We start from the raw sequence: 15,684 nt of genomic DNA, 5'->3' as shown, positions 1-15,684 counted from the left end.
ACCTGACACGCATTCGTCCAGAGTGTCCAGGTAGTGAGAGGGAGTAGCCGCGATGCGTGCGACGTCCGAACAGGGCCCCGACGACAGCTCCGGAGCCGAGCCCAGATTGCAGCCCGGCTGGCTCAGCACCGAGCCCTATGCACAGCTGATCGGCGGCAAGGAGGCCACTGACGGCACGCCGCAGCCGATCACCGATCCGTCCACCGGCCAGCAGCCGGCCCGCTTCCTCGCCGCCACCGAACAGGAGGTGGAGGCGGCCATCGCCGCCGCCCGGACCAGCTTCGACAGCGGCGTCTGGCGGCGGATGCCCGGGCCGCGCAAGGCCGAGGTGCTGGAGGCGGCAGCGGCGGCGATCCGCGCCGACGCCCCCAAACTGGCCGCGCTGGAGGCCCTGGACACCGGCAAGGGGGTGTCGGGAGCGCTGGTCAACGACGTGTACGAGGCCGCCAACGCCTTCTCGTACGCCGCGGCCGTGGCCCGTACCGCACACGGGGACGCACGCCGTGCCACCTTCCCGCCCGAACTGCTGCCCGGCGGCGGGCCGCAGATCCTGACCGTGCGCCAGCCGGAGGCCGCGGGCGTGGTCGCCGAACTGCTGCCGTGGAACGGTCCGCTGATGACCGGCAGCCAGCGCATCGCCTCCGCCCTGGCCGCGGGCTGCTCGATCGTGGCGAAGCCACCGGCGGACGCGGTGATCACCCTGGTGGAGCTGGGGCGCATCCTCACCTCGGCCGGACTGCCCGCGGGCGTACTCAACGTGGTGCTGGGCGCCGGCAGCAAGGTCGGCGAACAGTTGATCACCGACCCGAGGATCGATCTGATCAGCCTGACGGGCGGCACCGACACGGGCCGCCATGTGATGGCCGCAGCCGCCCGCAATCTGACCCCGGTCCATCTGGAGCTCGGCGGCAAGTCACCGGTCGTGGTCTTCGCCGACTCCGATCTGGAGCAGGCCGTGGGCTGGGCGATGATGGCCGCCTTCGTCAATATGGGCGAGGTCTGTGTCGCCGGCAGCCGGCTGCTGATCGAGGGGTCCGTCTACGACGAGGTGATCCACGGGGTCGCCGAGGCGGCGGCGGGACTGCCGATCGGCGATGCGCTCGACCCCTCGACCTTCATCGGGCCGCTGATCAACGCCCGGCACGCCGATCGGGTGCGTGGCTATGTGGAGCGTGCCGTCGGGTCCGGCGACGCCAAGCTGATCGGCTCCCCGTCGGTGCCGGACGGGCTGGGTCCGGCGTTCGTCGCACCGACCGTACTCGGGGGTGTGCGCAGGGGCTGTGAGCTGGAGCAGGAGGAGGTCTTCGGGCCCGTCCTCGCGGCCATGTCGTTCAGCTCCGAGGCCGAGGCGATCGAGCTCGCCAACGGCACCAGCTACGGCCTCAACGGCACCGTCTTCACCCGCGACCTGGAACGGGCCTTCCGCTTCGCCGACTCCTTGGACTGCGGCGAGGTGAATGTCAACTGCCATTTTGCGCCAGACATGAACGGCGGCCGGGGTGAGCCGCGCAAGGCGAGCGGATTCTCCCGTACCGGAGTCGATGCCTACACCCGGATCAAGGCCGTGAACGTGCAGGTGCACAGCGGGTGAATCCCCGCTTTGTGCTCCTGAAACAAAGACCCACATGGTCTGGCGTCCCTACCTTCTGAACGTCAGACCATCAGTCCGAAAGTCCGGAAGGAGTTGTTGGCGATGGCGATCACCGGCATGAACCACGCGGTCCTCTACGTGCGAGACGCTCGCAGGACCGCCGCTTTCTACCACGAGGTCCTCGGCTTCGAGACCATCATCGAAGGCCCTCCGGGCAGCTTCGTCTTCATGCGCGCACCCGCCTCCGAGAACCACCACGACATCGCCTTCTTCACCATCGGCGACAAGGCGACCGCCTCCGAGGCGGGCGCCAAGACCGTGGGGATGTACCACATCGCCTGGGAGGTGCCCTCGCTGGAGGCGCTCGCCGAGGTACGGGAGCGACTGCTCAAGGCCAACGCCCTCAAGGGCGCCAGCGACCACGGAGCCAACAAGAGCCTCTACGCACTCGACCCCGATGGGCTGGAGTTCGAGGTCATGTGGCTGGTGCCGGCGGAGCACTGGGGCGAGGAGGCCAACCAGGCCATCGTCCGGCCGCTGGACATCGAGGCCGAGATGCGGCGCTTCGCCGTCGCGAGCGGTTCCTGACGGCCATGGACCCCATCCAGTTCGCTCCCGTCTCCCGCACCACGGTCTCCGAGAAGGTCCGTGACTCGCTGCTGGAGAGCATCAGGGACGGGGTGCTCGCGCCGGGCGCCCGGTTCCCCGCGGAGCGGACGCTGTGCGAACAGTTCGGCGTCGCGCGCACCTCGGTGCGGGAGGCGGTCCAGGGACTCGTCTTCCTGGGCTGTGTCATCAAGCGCGGCAACCGCTTCTTCGTCGCCGAGGACCTGCCCGACGTCCCCTTAGGAGGGGATGACCGGCGCAAGCGCAACATCTCGGAGCTCTTCGAGGTCCGCCAGGTCACCGAGGTCGCCATCGCGCGACTCGCGGCCCTGCGCGCCAGCGACGCCGAACGCGCCCAGATCGCCGCACTCGCGGCGGAGTTCGGTCCCGGGTTGCGGCTGGAGGAGTTCCGGGACCTCGACCGGCGGTTCCATCTGGCGCTGGCCCGCGCCTGTGGCAACCCCACCCTGCACGAGCTGTACCGCAAGGCGCTGGACGCGGTGTTCGCATCCGAGGACTTCTCCTCGCTGCTGGACGCCGAGAACAACGCGGCAGCGGTCCGCGAGGTGATCGCGGAGGCGTCCATCGCCCATGTCCGCATCGCCGACGCGGTGACCAGCGGTGATCCCAAGGTCGCCGCCCTGGCCGCGGCCGATCACCTGGGCGAGGTCGAGAAGCACATGATCGCCCGCATGTTCTGACCGGACGCCCCCGCCGCGAGGGGCGGGGGACCGGCACCACGGCGGGCCGCGAGGGCCGGGCGACCGGCCCAACAGAGAGGACGTTCAACCGTGAGCGACGCAGAGCACGTCTGGCCGTTCGACGAGTCCGAGTTCACCGAGATCAAGCCCGGATTCCGCCGACGCGTCTACACCGGGGACGACATGATGCTGACCTTCTGGCGCATCGAGGAGGGCCGCGGCCCGACCCCGTACGACAACCACCCCGACAACGAGCAGTGGGGCATCGTCCTCAAGGGCAAGCTCGACTTCCGGATCGGCTCGGACGAGCGCAAGGTGCTCGGCCCCGGAGACGTCTACTGGGCGCCCAAGGGCCATGACCACGGGGACAGCCTCTTCATCGGCGACCCCGAGCACGGCGAGACCTGGATCCTCGACATCTTCACCCCGCCGCGCGAGGAGTACCGCAACGGCTGATCGGCCCGCCGAGCCAGCCGACCACCGCCAACCCCGCTCCACCGCAGCCGTCCCGGCCGGTCGGTCCGTACGTCGGACCCCCGGCGCGACGGTCCGCCGACGACCCCGCGCGACCACGCCCCGCGACCCGTCGGGCCGCTCCATCCATCCCACTCGCACCAGCACTTCCACCCGGGGTCGACGAACCCCTTTACACACCGGAGGAATCCCGTGAACATCGGCAGCCTGCTGATCGGTTCGGACAACGTCGAGACGATGAAGTCCTGGTACCGCTCGGCCTTCTCCGTCACCGAGAACGACGGCGGCGCCTTCCCCTTCGGCGGAGTGCAGCTCTTCATCGAGGAGCACAGCGAGGTCGCGGGCCCCAACGAGGACGCCGCGCGGATCATCATCAACCTCGACGTGGAGGACTGCCGCGCCCTGGAGGCGCACCTGCTGACCCTGGACGTCACCTGGGTCCGCAAGGTGGAGCAGATGCCCTTCGGACTGATCGGCACCCTCGCCGACCCCGACGGCAACTACGTCCAGATCATCCAGTGGGGCGCCAACCCCGAGTCCCACAAGGACTGAGGTCGACCCCGCGCACTCCGCATCGAATGCCCGCCGACGAGGGGGCACCGCAGCACACCAGCAGTAGAGCGTCACCCTGATTTCGGGCCGCAGCCCAGTCGACTCGGTGGATTCGACGGAGCCCGGCGGCTCCCCCCACTCCTGCAACTCCCGCAGCACACACGTACGACCACAGGACCGATGGACGACCACCGGCGCGGTGCCGGCACCGTCCACACCCTCATCCGCTCCGCCGCCGACGGCGGAGCGTCCGGTTCACAGGCCGCCGTACGAGATGCCTGATCCGCGCCGAGTCGTCTGGAGACAATGCGATGAAGAGAATGCTGAGAGCCGTCGCAGGACTGGTCGTCGTACCAGGACTGATGCTGACCGCCTGTGGAGACCCCCAGACCGACGGGCCCAAGAAGGAGGCCACCAAGGCCGCCGAGAAGGGCACCGAGGCAACGACCGGCACACAGGCCGGCACCCTGCCCAAGGGCGAACCCGATGTGAACGGTGACGGCAAGGTCGTCATCGGTGTGATGAGCCCCGGCGACACCAAGGACAAGGGCTACTACCAGAGCTTCGTCGACGAATCGCAGAAGTTCGCCGACGAGAACGGCTGGAAGCTCACCATCGTCGACAAGATCAACCCCGCCGCCGCCGTACAGCAGGCGCGCAACCTCTGTCGCCAGCGTGTCGACATGGTCGCCATCGGCGCCAGCGAACTCAAGGACGCCCTCTCCGCCTCCACCGAGCCCCAGTGCAAGGGCGTCACCTGGTACATCAGCGGTGGCATGGGCGTGAAGCAGACACCGGAGTTCACCCAGTCCCTCGACTTCATCAACGAGAGCCTGTACGCCGCCGGATACGCGGCCGGGCTCGTCCTCAAGGACAACGGCGGCAAGAAGGCCGGCTTCATCACCGGCCCCGACCTGGACTTCGCCCGGGCCGTCGCCAAGGCGTTCAAGGCCGGCATCAAGGCCGTCGTCCCGGACGCCGAACTCGTCGAGAACTACACCGGCGACTTCAACGACTCCGGCAAGGCCAACGAGGCCGCCAACGCCCAACTCTCCCAGGGCGTCAAGGTGATCTACCCCTATCTCGGCGGTGCCACCGACTCGGTCACCCGGATCGCCAACAAGAAGGGCGTCCCCGCCCTGACCCCCGGCACCGACCGCTGTGGCGACAACAGCGGAGTGCAGTACGCGATCTCCGTCGTCTTCAGCCCCGGCGCCTACTTCGCCGGAGCGCTCAAGGACTTCAAGGCGGGCACCCTGCGCATGGGCGTCGCCCGTGAATGGCACCTGGGCAAGGACCCCGTCCCCTACGTCAAGCTCTGTGAGCCGAAGGGCGATCAGGAGGCTCTGCTCAAGAAGCTCACGGAGGATATCGGCAGCGGAAGGCTGAACGTCGATGACGCCGTCGCCGGCAAGCAGTAGCCCCACCGCACCGGCCCTCACACCGGTGGGCGCGGGGGAGAGCGGCGCCCCCGCCCTCCAGATGGTCGGCATCAGCAAGCACTTCGGGCCCGTCTGCGCCTGCGGTGACGTCGACCTCGACGTGGCGGCCGGAGAGATCCACGGCCTGCTCGGTGAGAACGGCGCGGGCAAGAGCACCCTGATGAAGGTCCTCCTCGGACTGGTCACCCCCGACGCCGGGCAGATCCTCCTGCGCGGCAAGCCGGAGGTGATCGCCGACCCGCTCACCGCGGCGGCCCGCGGAATCGCCATGGTCCACCAGCACTTCAGCCTGGTGGGCAGGCTCACCGTCTGGGAGAACATCGCCCTCGGCGACCGGGGCCGCGTCGACCGGGAGCAGATCCGCACCGTCGTCAGGGAAGTCGGTGAACGCTACGGCCTCGCCGTCGACCCCGACGCCAAGGTGGAGGACCTGTCCACCGGCGAACGACAGCGCGTGGAGATCGTCAAGTGTCTGCGCCGGGACCCGGACGTCCTCGTCCTCGACGAGCCGACGTCCGTGCTCACCCTGGAGGAGTCACGGGACCTCTTCACCGTGCTGCGCAGGGTGGTCGCCGACGAGGGCAAGGCGGTGATCCTCATCAGCCACAAGCTCGACGAGATCATCCACGCCACCGACAAGGTGACCATCATGCGGCAGGGCCGGGTGGTGGGACGCCGGATCACGGCCGAGACCGACGAACGGGCCCTGGCCCGCGAGATGGTGGGCCGCGAACTGTCCAAGTGGACGGCGGCCACGGCGGTCGGTGTGATGGACGCACTGATCGAACCGGGCCAGACCGAGCCCACGAGCGGTCCGCAACTCGAAGTGGCCCAGGAGCCGACGACTGCCGATGAGCCGTCGGCCCCCGAGCCGCCGTCCGAGGCGACACCGCCGGCGGAGGATTCAACACCGGAGGGGTCCGTGGCGGCGGACCCCTCGGGGGTCACCCCCTCCGCGACGGCTCCGGCCGCCCATGGCGCTCGGTCCACCGGCGTGCTCCTGCGCATCACGGACGCCCACGCCAACAGCCCCGAGAAGATCCCCCTGCTGCGCGGACTGAGTCTGGAACTGCGTGCCGGGGAGATCCTGGGCATCGCCGGGGTCGAGGGCAACGGCCAGGCCGCCGTCGGCGACCTGTTCTCCAGCCTGCTCCCGCTCACCTCCGGCACGGTCGAGGTCAACGGTGAGGCCGTGGCCGCAGGCCGCCCCGGTGCCATGCACGCCGCAGGCATCGGAGTGATCCCCGAGGACCGTCATGCCTCCGGCTGCGTCCTCGACATGAGCGTCGCCGAGAACCTCGTCCTCGCCGACCTCCAAGGCATCAGCAGACGCGGCCTCCTCAGCCGCAGCCGGCTCAATGAGCGGGCCCGCGCCCTCATCAAAGAGTTCGAGATCGCCACCCCCTCGCCCGACACCCCCATGCGGCTGCTGTCGGGCGGCAACCAACAGAAGGTCGTCCTCGCCCGCGAACTCTCCGCCCGCCCCCGGGTACTGGTCGCGGCCCAACCCACGCGCGGCCTCGACATCGGCGCCATCGAGTACATGACCGAGCGCCTCCACGAAGCGGCCAAGAGCGGCATCGCCGTACTGCTGCTCTCCACCGAACTCAGCGAGATCCTCACCCTTTCCCACCGGATAGCGGTCATCCACCGCGGAACGATCGTCGGCGAGATGGACCGCTCGGACGTCGACGTCGAGCGCCTCGGCATGATGATGGGAGGCCAGCACGCATGACCAAGCTCCTCGAAGCCCCACATGCCGCCCGCATCGCGGGGCCCCCGGGCCCCGCGGCCCCGCGGCCCCGGCCGCCGATCACCCAGCGGCTGCGGACCCCGGCCCTCTACGCACTCTCCCTCTCCCTGGCCTTCGGCATCGCAGGGCTCCTCGTCGCCGTCGTCGGCAAGTCCCCGGTGGACGCGGCCGTCGCCATGTACGAGGGCAGCCTCGGCAGCGGTTCGTCGATCGGGCAGAGCATCGACCAGGCCGCGCCCCTGCTGATGGTGGCCGTCGGGTCGGTGATCGCCGCCCGGGCCGGCATCTTCAACATCGGCCAGGAAGGGCAGTTGATCATCGGCGCGGCAGTCGGCGCCTCGGTGGGACTCTTCATGCCCGGCCCCGGCTGGTTCGTCCTGCCGATGATCCTCATCTGCGCCGCGATCGGCGGCGCGCTGTGGGCCTCCATCGCCGCCCTCCTCTACTACTGGCGCGGCGTCGACGTGGTCATCGCCACGCTGCTGCTGATCTTCGTCGCCAACCAGGTCGTCTCCTTCGCCGTCAACCGGCCCTACCTCCTGCGCGAACAGGCCGTACCCGGACAGACCACCGCATCCCAGTCCGACATGCTCCGCGAATCGGTCTGGCTGCCCCGCTTCGGCGAGTACCCCGGCTTCAACATCGGCGCCGGAATCTTCGTCGCCGCACTGCTGGCCGTCGGCGTCTACTTCGCCCTCACCCGCAGCCGTTGGGGCTTTCGCATCCGTCTCCTCGGCCTCAACGCCAAGACCGCACACCGGGCCGGAGTCGGCGCCGTGGTCGTCGGCGGCGGCGCGCTCCTCGCGTCCGGTGCCTTCGCCGGACTCGCGGGCGGAGCGATGCTCACCGGCAGCGGCTACCGCATCCAGGACGGCTTCGCCGACAACGTGGGCTTCGACGGACTCCTCGTCGCCCTCGTCGCGAAGGACAACCCGATCCGCGCCATTCCCGTCGCACTGTTCTTCGGCGCACTGCGCGCCGGTGGCGGATTCCTCGCCTCCACCGGCATCCCCCGCTACATCGTCGCCGTGGTCACGGCCCTACTCGTCCTCGCCGTCGTCTTCCCCACGGCCTTCGCCGAGATCCAGCGGCGCCGAGTCGCCCGTACCACGGCCTGAGGAGGCATCATGATCGACGAGGCATCCGTGATCCTCGCCAGCGCCGTGCGGCTCACCGTGCCGCTGGCCTTCGCGGCCTGTGGCGAGTACATCGCCGAGCGGGCCGGCACCATCAACATCTCCGTCGAGGCCATGATGCTCGGCGGTGCCTTCAGCGCCGTACTCGGAGCCACCATCACCGACTCGGCCTCCACCGGCCTGATCTTCGGCATCGTGGCGGGTCTGATCATCGGCTTCGTCCACGCCCAGTTCAGCCATCGACTCGGTGTGAACACCTATGTCGTCGGACTCGTCCTGAGCGCCCTGGTCCTCGGACTCACCAGCTTCCTCCTCGACTCCGTCAAGTTGGACGCCAACAACCAGGTCAACGCCGTCAACATCCCCTACATCTCCGACATACCACTCCTCGGGCCCGTCCTCTTCTCCCACCGCTGGCCCGTCTATCTGCTGATCGTGCTCATCCCCTTCGTCTGGTGGCTCGTCCAGCGCAGCCGCTTCGGCCTGGAGCTGAGGGCCGCGGGCGAGAACCCGCAGTCCGCCGACGTCACCGGAATCGACGTTCGCAAGCGCCGCCGGCAGGCACTGTTGATCTGCGGTGTGCTCTCCGGACTCGGCGGCGCCTACCTCGCCGTCGGCGAAGTGGGCATGTTCAACCAGAACATGACCGCCGGACGCGGCTTCGTCGTCATCGCCGCCGTCATCTTCGGCGGATGGACCCTGCGCGGCACCATCACCGGCTGTCTCGTCTTCGGTGCGGCCGACGCCATGCGCCTCGCACTGCCCGCGCTCGGACTCCAGCTCAACGCCCAACTCCTCATCGCAGCGCCCTATCTCCTGGCGCTGCTCGCGATGATGTTCCTTGCCAAGAGCCATCGGGCGCCCGGCGCCCTCGGCATCCCATTCGTCCGGGGGACCGCGTGAAAGCCGTCATGCACACCCGCCACGGCGGACCCAACACCCTTGAGCTCCGCGAACTGCCCGACCCCGAGCCCGGTCCCGGCGAGGTCCTGATCGCCGTACGGGCGGCCGGCGTCAACCGGCTCGACCTGCTCCAGCGGCAGGGGCCGGGCGTGCTGCCGGGCTTCAGCCTTCCGCACATCCCCGGCATGGACGTCTCCGGCGACATCGTCGCCCTCGGCCCGGGCGTCGAAGGCCGGCACATCGGTGACCGCGTCGTCGTCAACCCGGGCATCGCGTGCGGCACCTGCGCCGAATGCGCCGTCGGACAGGACGCCTACTGCTCGCGCGTCCAGATCATCGGGGGCAACCGGCCGGGCGGGTACGCCGAACTCGTCGCCGTACCCGCCACGCACACCCATGTCCTGCCGCCCGGCACCAGCCATGTCGCCGCCGCCTCGCTGCCCACCGCCTACGGAATGGCCTGGCAGGCCCTCGTCGTACGCGGAGAACTGCGCGCCGACGAGACCGTGTTGGTCCACGGCGGCGGCAGCGGGGTGAGCATGGCGGCCGTGCACATCGCCCGCCGCATCGGCGCCCGGGTCATCGTCACCTCGGGCTCCGACGCCAAACTCGCCCACATGGCGCAGGTCGGGGCGCACGCCACCATCAACAACCGCACCGAGGACGTCGCGGCCCGCGCCCGTGAACTCACCGACGGGACCGGCGTCGACCTCGTACTCGACCATGTCGGCCCCGCCCTCTTCCAAGCCTCGCTGCACTCCCTCCGGCTCCGCGGCCGACTGGTGTTCTGCGGGGACACGACCGGCGCCACCGCCGCCTTCCACCTGCCGCACGCCTTCCACTGCGGCATCACCCTCCTGGGCGCCGGCTCCTGCGGCTTCGCCGACTTCGGCGCCATGATCGACTTCTGTTTCGGGGACGGCGGCGGCATCGAGGGCGAACTCGAACCGGTCGTGGACACCCTGCTGCCCCTGGCCGAGGCAGCCATCGCCCACCACAGGCTGGAGAGCGGAGAGACCAAGGGCAAGATCGTCCTGCTGCCGGGGAACGCGGCCGTCCGCGCGTCCGGACAGCGCGCCAACCCCGTCACACGGGCGAAGAACGCCCCCGCCGCGCGCTCCGCCTCCTCGTCGGCCGCCTCGGTCGGACGGCGCATCGCGGGAGCCGACGAACGGCCCCCCGCCGCCGGTCCGCTGCCCGAATCGGCCGCAACGCCCAAGGTCCCGACGCACTCGTGACCACCGTGGAGATCGCCCTCGTGTTGGCTGCCGGCCTCGCCGCCGGCACGCTCAACACCGTCGTCGGCTCGGGCTCGCTGCTGACCTTCCCCGTCCTCGTCGCCCTCGGCTACCCACCGGTCGTCGCCAACGTGTCCAACACGATCGGGCTGACCCCGGGGTCGATCAGCGGCGCCCTCGGCTGCCGCCGCGAACTCCTGGCACAGAAACACCGACTGCTCCCGCTCTCCATCGCCGCCGTACTCGGCGGACTGGCGGGCGGCTTGCTGCTGCTCAGCCTGCCCGCCGACTCCTTCCGGGCGGTCGTGCCGCTCCTGGTGCTGCTCGCCGCGCTGTTGATGGCCCTCCAGCCCCGGCTGACCCGACTGGTCGCCGAGCGCCGCAGCCGGGCGGCCGTGCAACTGGCCGCCACCACCGGAGTCACGGCGGTCGCCGCCCCGCGCACGGTCGGCCGACTGCTGCCCGTCTCCGTCTTCGCCGTCAGCGTGTACGGGGGCTACTTCGGCGCCGCGCAGGGCGTCCTGCTGCTGGCCCAACTCGCGATCGTCCTCGATGACGACCTCCGCCTCCTCAACGGCCTCAAGAACCTTCTCCAAGCACTGGTCAACCTGGTCGCCGCGGTGCTGTTCGCACTCACAGCGGACGTGGCCTGGCTACCGGTGTTGCTGGTGGCCCTGGGCTCGATACCGGGCGGTCTGCTCGGTGCCGCGCTCGGGCGCCGGGTGCCCGCGTCCGTACTGCGCGCCGTGGTGGTCACGGTGGGCACGGTGGCGGGGGTGGCGCTGCTGCTGACCTGAGCCACCGACGTTCCGGCTGCCGGCCGGGGCGATCGCAACGGCTCACCGGACGCAGACGCCGGCAACCGGAGGAGGTACGTGCGGATGTACGACGACGAAAGGCAAGGAACATGCTGCGTTGGCTGACAGCGGGCGAGTCCCATGGACCCGCGCTGACCGCGGTGTTGGAAGGCATGCCCGCCGGTGTGGAGATCGCGACCAAGGACCTGGCCGATGCGCTGGCCAGACGGCGGCTCGGCAAGGGCCGCGGGGCGCGGATGCTGCTGGAGCGGGACCAGGTGGAGATCAACGGCGGCGTGCGCCACGGCCGGACCATGGGCGGTCCCGTCGCGGTGCGGATCGCCAACACCGAGTGGTCCAAGTGGTCCGAGGTGATGTCCCCCGAACCAGAGGACGAGGACGGGCGCCCCTACGACGAACCCGGCCGCTTCCCGGACCGCGGCCGATCCGCCGCACTGACCCGCCCCCGACCCGGGCACGCGGATCTCGCGGGGATGCAGAAGTACGACTTCGAGGACATCCGCCCCGTGTTGGAACGGGCCAGCGCCCGGGAGACCGCGGCGCGGGTGGCCCTCGGCGAAGTGGCCCAGGCGTTCTTGCGCCAGGTGCTCGACGCCGAGGTGATCAGCCATGTGGTGCGGATCGGTTCCGTGTCCCTGCCCGACGGGCTGGTGCCGGTGCGCGGTTCGCGGGACGCCGTGGACGCCGACCCCGTGCGCTGTCTGGACCCGGCGACCTCGGCCGCCATGGACGTGGAGATCGACGAGGCCCATGCGGACGCCGACACCCTGGGCGGTGTGGTGGAGGTCGTCGTCTACGGACTCCCCCCGGGGCTGGGCAGCCACGTCCACTGGGACCGCCGCCTCGACTCACGGCTCGCGGCCTCGCTGATGGGCATCCAGGCCATCAAGGGCGTGGAGGTGGGCGATGGGTTCACCACCGCCGCGCGTCGCGGATCGGTCGCCCATGACGAGATCGAGGGCGTCGGCGGAGTGCCGGGACGGCTCGAAGTGCGGCGGATCACCGAGCGCACCGGAGGCATCGAAGGCGGCATGACCACGGGTGAAGTGCTGCGCGTACGGGCGGCGATGAAGCCCATCTCGACGCTGTCGCGCGCCCTGTCGACCGTGGACGTGCGCACCGGCGACCCGGCGAAGGCGATCGCCCAGCGCAGCGATGTCTGTGCGGTCCCGGCGACCGGTGTGGTGGCGGAGGCCATGGTCGCACTCGTCGTCGCGGACGCCGTACTGGAGAAGTTCGGCGGCGACAGCGTGGGGGAGACGCGCCGCAACGTCGAGGCGTACCTCGCGGCTGCGCGGGTGGTCGTCCCGGACCCGTCAGCGGACACGAGTGCGGATGCGGCGGCGGAGAACGGGCCGGAGGCGAGCGGGGAAGGAGCGGACGCGTCGGAGCGGAGTTCCTGATCGTCGTGGCCGACTCGATGACGTCGACGAAGGCGGCGCGCGAACAGCGCGTCGCCCCTGTGGCGTGTGCGTCATCGAAGGCGTCCCACCCGTCCGTACGTCGGATGCGGCACACGGGTGGGACCCGGCACGGAGAACGGCCGTCCGGGGGTGGGGTCCTGGCAATGCGTCCGGGGCCCCACCCGCCCGACGGCAGGTCAGCCGGCCGTCAAACGCTCCCGTACCAGGGTGTCCAAAGCCACGTCGATCGCCGTCCACGCCATCGCCAAACCGCCCTCCAACAGTGCGCGATCGGCCTCCGGCCGCGCCGCGTACTGCGCGAACTCGGCCTGGTGCAGTCCTGCCGTCCCCGATCCGATGGACACCAGCGGCTGGATCGAAGGGATGGCGAGCGAGACGTTGGCCATGTCGGTCGAGCCCGCCTGGCGGTCGTCGGCCGGCCCCACGGGCGGAAAGGTGCGACCGAGCGCCAGGGCATTGCGCTCGTAGGCGGCCAGCAGATCGGCATCGTGCCGGAAGTGGGAGTACGCGGGCGAGGTGGAGCCGATCGTCAGCTTGGTGCGGGTCGCCACCGCCCCCGCTTCGAAGCACTCGCGGACGCGCGCCTCCAGATCGGTCAGCGCGGGCAGGGTGGCGGCCCGTACGTAGTAGGCGGCCTCCGTGAGCTCGGGGATCACATTGGGCACTTGGCCACCGGTGGTGGTGATGCCGTGGACGCGCTGGTCAGGGGTCATGTGCTGACGCAGCAGTCCGAGCGCGACCTGGGCGACGGTCAGCGCGTCCGCCGCGTTGAGCCCGTCCTCGGGGCAGGCGGACGCATGGGCGGCCCGGCCGTCGTAGCGGACGCTGAGTTGGGCCCGGGCCAGACAGAGCGGATCGAGGCGCTCGCGCGGCGACGGGTGCACCATCATCGCCGCATGGACGCCGGAGAACGCGCCGCGCTCCAGCATCAGCACCTTGCCACCGCCGTTCTCCTCGGCCGGGGTACCCAGGACCCGCACGGTGATGCCCAGGTCATCGGCGACCGCGCCCAGGGCGAGCGCGGCGGTGACGGCCGCGGAGGCGATGACGTTGTGTCCGCAGGCGTGGCCGATGCCGGGAAGCGCGTCGTACTCGGCGCAGATCCCGATGACCAGCGGGCCGCTGCCCCGCTCGGCGACCAGGGCGGTCGGCAGTTCACAGACTCCCGTGCGCACGGTGAAGCCGTGGGCTTCGAGCGTCTCACCGAGCCAGCCGCAGGCGCGCTCCTCCTCGAAGCCGAGTTCGGGGTGGGCGTACAGCCGATGGCTGAGCGCCACCAACTCCGACGCGGCCCGATCGACCACGGCCCGTGCGGCGAGCTTCACCCCCGACGACGCGACATCGGACGCCGGAACCTTCCGGGCGGTGGGGGACGGGCCCCGAACATCCTGATCATTGAATATCGCTTTATCAGCGCACATTTCGGCATCGTGCCACGAAGGATGTGGAGTCCGCGATACCCCTACTGCTCATACTTTGAGAAGTTTGCGATAGGGGAGCTGTCCACCCAGGCTGCGGCAACAGCCACCCTTCGCGTAATTCAGGAGGTAAAGGGCGTAGCGCAGACGATCGCGACGGGATACGTTCCCGATACCGATACCGATACCGATACCGATAACTCAGATGCGGGGATTCCGGCGCGGACGGACATCACCAACGGGCGTGATCACCGCCGTGTCCAGCCGGACGCACCGTTTACCGAGCAATGCGGAGCACCATGAGCCAGCCCCTTGTCAGAACCGCCGGCCCCCGCCTGACGCCCGCCGCGGTGGAGGCGTTCGAGCGCAAGCTCAACAACCTCGCCCTGTCCGGTGACGGCTGGCTGTCCGTACTGCGCGCGGTCGCCCAGCAGACCGGCCGTCCGGCCCGGCTGGTGGGCGTCCACGGCGGAGTGCTCGCCGCGACCGACGACGGCACCACGGCCATGACACCGGTGAGCGTGGCCCAGGTCTTCGCCCAGGACGGCTCCACGGTGGTCACCTGCGAACCGGGTTGGCGCGGCACCGCCCGTGCGGTCCGGGCCGGTGAGCGCAGGGTCGGTCTGCTGCTCCTCGGCGGTGCGGAGGGCCGGACGGACCAGGACGACGACCTGATCCTGCGCGCGGCCTCGACCGCCATCGCCATCGAGGCGATCCGCCGGGACGCGGTGGCCGCCGCCTCCACGGAGACCGCCGGACGGCTCATCGACGAACTGCGCTTCGGCGCCCTGCGCAACCACGCGGAAGTCCTGCGGACCGCGGCTCGGTTCGGCCTCCGCCTCGACCGCCCCCATGCCGCCGTGGTCTTCGCCTACGGAGGACCCAACCAGCGCACCTGGTCGACGGCCCTGTCCTGGTTGGAGATGCCGGTGCGCCAGGACGGACAGTTCGGGCTCGCCGTGCTGGAAGGTGACATCGACCGGGAGATCTCCCGGATCAGGGTCCGTCTCCAGGGCATGGTCGGGGAGGAGATGGTGCTGGCCGCCGCCGGCCCTGTCGTCTCCGACGTACGCGAGACCTCCCGCTCCTTCCGGGACGCCGAAACCGTGCTCGGCCTGCTGCGCCGACGCCCGGGGGAGGTGGAGTTGAAGTTCTCCTCGCTGGGGCTGGCGCAACTGCTCTTCGGCGTCTCGCCCGAGCGCCTCCAGGCTTTCGTCGAGCAGCACCTCGGCCCGATCCTGGAGCGCGAGGAGTGGGTGAACACCCTGAGCGCCTGGCTGGCGACCAAGGGCAGCAGGGCGGCCGTCGCGGAACTCCTCCATCTCCACCGCAACTCGGTCGGTTACCGGGTCGGGCAGATCCGTGAACTGCTCGACGCCAATCCGCTCGACCCCGAGGTGACCCTGCGCCTCCAGGCCGCCCTGACGGCGCGGGAACTGCTCTCCGTACTGGGCGAGGACAAGACCTGCCGCAGAGGAAACGGTTCTCCTCGGCTCCACCCCGGCTGAGCACCTTCGGCTGACGCAACGGGACCGTCCCGCTGGCCGCCGTCCCCGGGCCGCGTGTTCCGCGGGTCATGCATCCCGCGCTGGCCCTCGGGCTCAAAAGACACTGCCCTCACCGGCTCG

The 15,684-nt window shown here is 70.2% G+C and carries 13 protein-coding genes and 1 pseudogene; 13 read left to right on the top strand and 1 reads right to left on the bottom strand.

Features of this window, described 5'->3' with window-relative positions:
- The first annotated feature begins 52 nt into the window (after nt 1–52).
- From ABZ348_RS06615 to aroC, 12 genes and pseudogenes are all read left to right on the top strand, one after another.
- Nucleotides 53–1,591, top strand: coding sequence for an aldehyde dehydrogenase family protein (locus ABZ348_RS06615; protein WP_358930027.1), 1,539 nt, complete (start codon nt 53–55; stop codon nt 1,589–1,591).
- A gap of 102 nt (nt 1,592–1,693) precedes the next feature.
- Nucleotides 1,694–2,179 (top strand): VOC family protein, encoded by a 486-nt coding sequence (locus ABZ348_RS06610; protein ID WP_358930025.1) that lies wholly within the window; start codon nt 1,694–1,696, stop codon nt 2,177–2,179.
- A 5-nt stretch (nt 2,180–2,184) separates the two neighbouring features.
- Entirely contained in the window at nt 2,185–2,898 is a 714-nt protein-coding gene (locus tag ABZ348_RS06605) for an FCD domain-containing protein (RefSeq protein ID WP_358930023.1), read from the top strand.
- A gap of 90 nt (nt 2,899–2,988) precedes the next feature.
- Nucleotides 2,989–3,354, top strand: coding sequence for a cupin domain-containing protein (locus ABZ348_RS06600; protein ID WP_329018352.1), 366 nt, complete (start codon nt 2,989–2,991; stop codon nt 3,352–3,354).
- Nucleotides 3,355–3,564: 210 nt separating this feature from the next.
- Nucleotides 3,565–3,924 carry a hypothetical protein gene (locus ABZ348_RS06595; protein ID WP_358930021.1) on the top strand — a complete coding sequence of 120 codons (360 nt, stop codon included), beginning with the start codon at nt 3,565–3,567 and terminating at the stop codon, nt 3,922–3,924.
- A gap of 311 nt (nt 3,925–4,235) precedes the next feature.
- Nucleotides 4,236–5,345, top strand: a complete 1,110-nt coding sequence (locus ABZ348_RS06590; RefSeq protein WP_358930020.1) for a BMP family ABC transporter substrate-binding protein — start codon at nt 4,236–4,238, stop codon at nt 5,343–5,345.
- A complete protein-coding gene (locus tag ABZ348_RS06585) occupies nt 5,320–7,101 on the top strand; it encodes an ABC transporter ATP-binding protein (protein WP_358930018.1) in 1,782 nt (593 codons plus the stop codon). Before ABZ348_RS06590 ends, ABZ348_RS06585 begins: the two co-directional genes overlap by 26 nt.
- Nucleotides 7,098–8,237, top strand: a complete 1,140-nt coding sequence (locus ABZ348_RS06580) for an ABC transporter permease (protein WP_358930016.1) — start codon at nt 7,098–7,100, stop codon at nt 8,235–8,237. Before ABZ348_RS06585 ends, ABZ348_RS06580 begins: the two co-directional genes overlap by 4 nt.
- Before the next feature lie 9 nt (nt 8,238–8,246).
- Nucleotides 8,247–9,158: an ABC transporter permease gene (locus ABZ348_RS06575; protein WP_358930014.1), complete on the top strand. Its 912-nt coding sequence runs from the start codon at nt 8,247–8,249 to the stop codon at nt 9,156–9,158.
- Nucleotides 9,155–10,396 (top strand): zinc-binding dehydrogenase, encoded by a 1,242-nt coding sequence (locus ABZ348_RS06570; RefSeq protein ID WP_358930012.1) that lies wholly within the window; start codon nt 9,155–9,157, stop codon nt 10,394–10,396. The genes ABZ348_RS06575 and ABZ348_RS06570 overlap by 4 nt, the downstream gene beginning before the upstream one ends.
- A complete protein-coding gene (locus tag ABZ348_RS06565) occupies nt 10,393–11,193 on the top strand; it encodes a sulfite exporter TauE/SafE family protein (RefSeq protein WP_358930010.1) in 801 nt (266 codons plus the stop codon). Before ABZ348_RS06570 ends, ABZ348_RS06565 begins: the two co-directional genes overlap by 4 nt.
- A gap of 110 nt (nt 11,194–11,303) precedes the next feature.
- Nucleotides 11,304–12,500 (top strand): annotated as a pseudogene (gene aroC, locus ABZ348_RS06560) (chorismate synthase); the annotation flags it as partial.
- Nucleotides 12,501–12,814: 314 nt separating this feature from the next.
- Here aroC and ABZ348_RS06555 read toward each other — a convergent pair.
- The gene (locus ABZ348_RS06555) at nt 12,815–13,963 is read right to left on the bottom strand and encodes a M20 family metallopeptidase (RefSeq protein ID WP_358930008.1); all 1,149 of its coding nucleotides are present in this window, start codon (nt 13,961–13,963) and stop codon (nt 12,815–12,817) included.
- 392 nt (nt 13,964–14,355) lie between these two features.
- Here ABZ348_RS06555 and ABZ348_RS06550 point away from each other — a divergent pair, with 392 nt between their 5' ends.
- Nucleotides 14,356–15,564, top strand: a complete 1,209-nt coding sequence (locus ABZ348_RS06550) for a helix-turn-helix domain-containing protein (RefSeq protein WP_358930006.1) — start codon at nt 14,356–14,358, stop codon at nt 15,562–15,564.
- Nucleotides 15,565–15,684 lie beyond the last annotated feature (120 nt).

It is taken from the genome of Streptomyces sp. NPDC005963, assembly GCF_040638655.1.
GTDB lineage: Bacteria > Actinomycetota > Actinomycetes > Streptomycetales > Streptomycetaceae > Streptomyces.
This window is presented reverse-complemented; position numbering and strand designations above follow the sequence as displayed.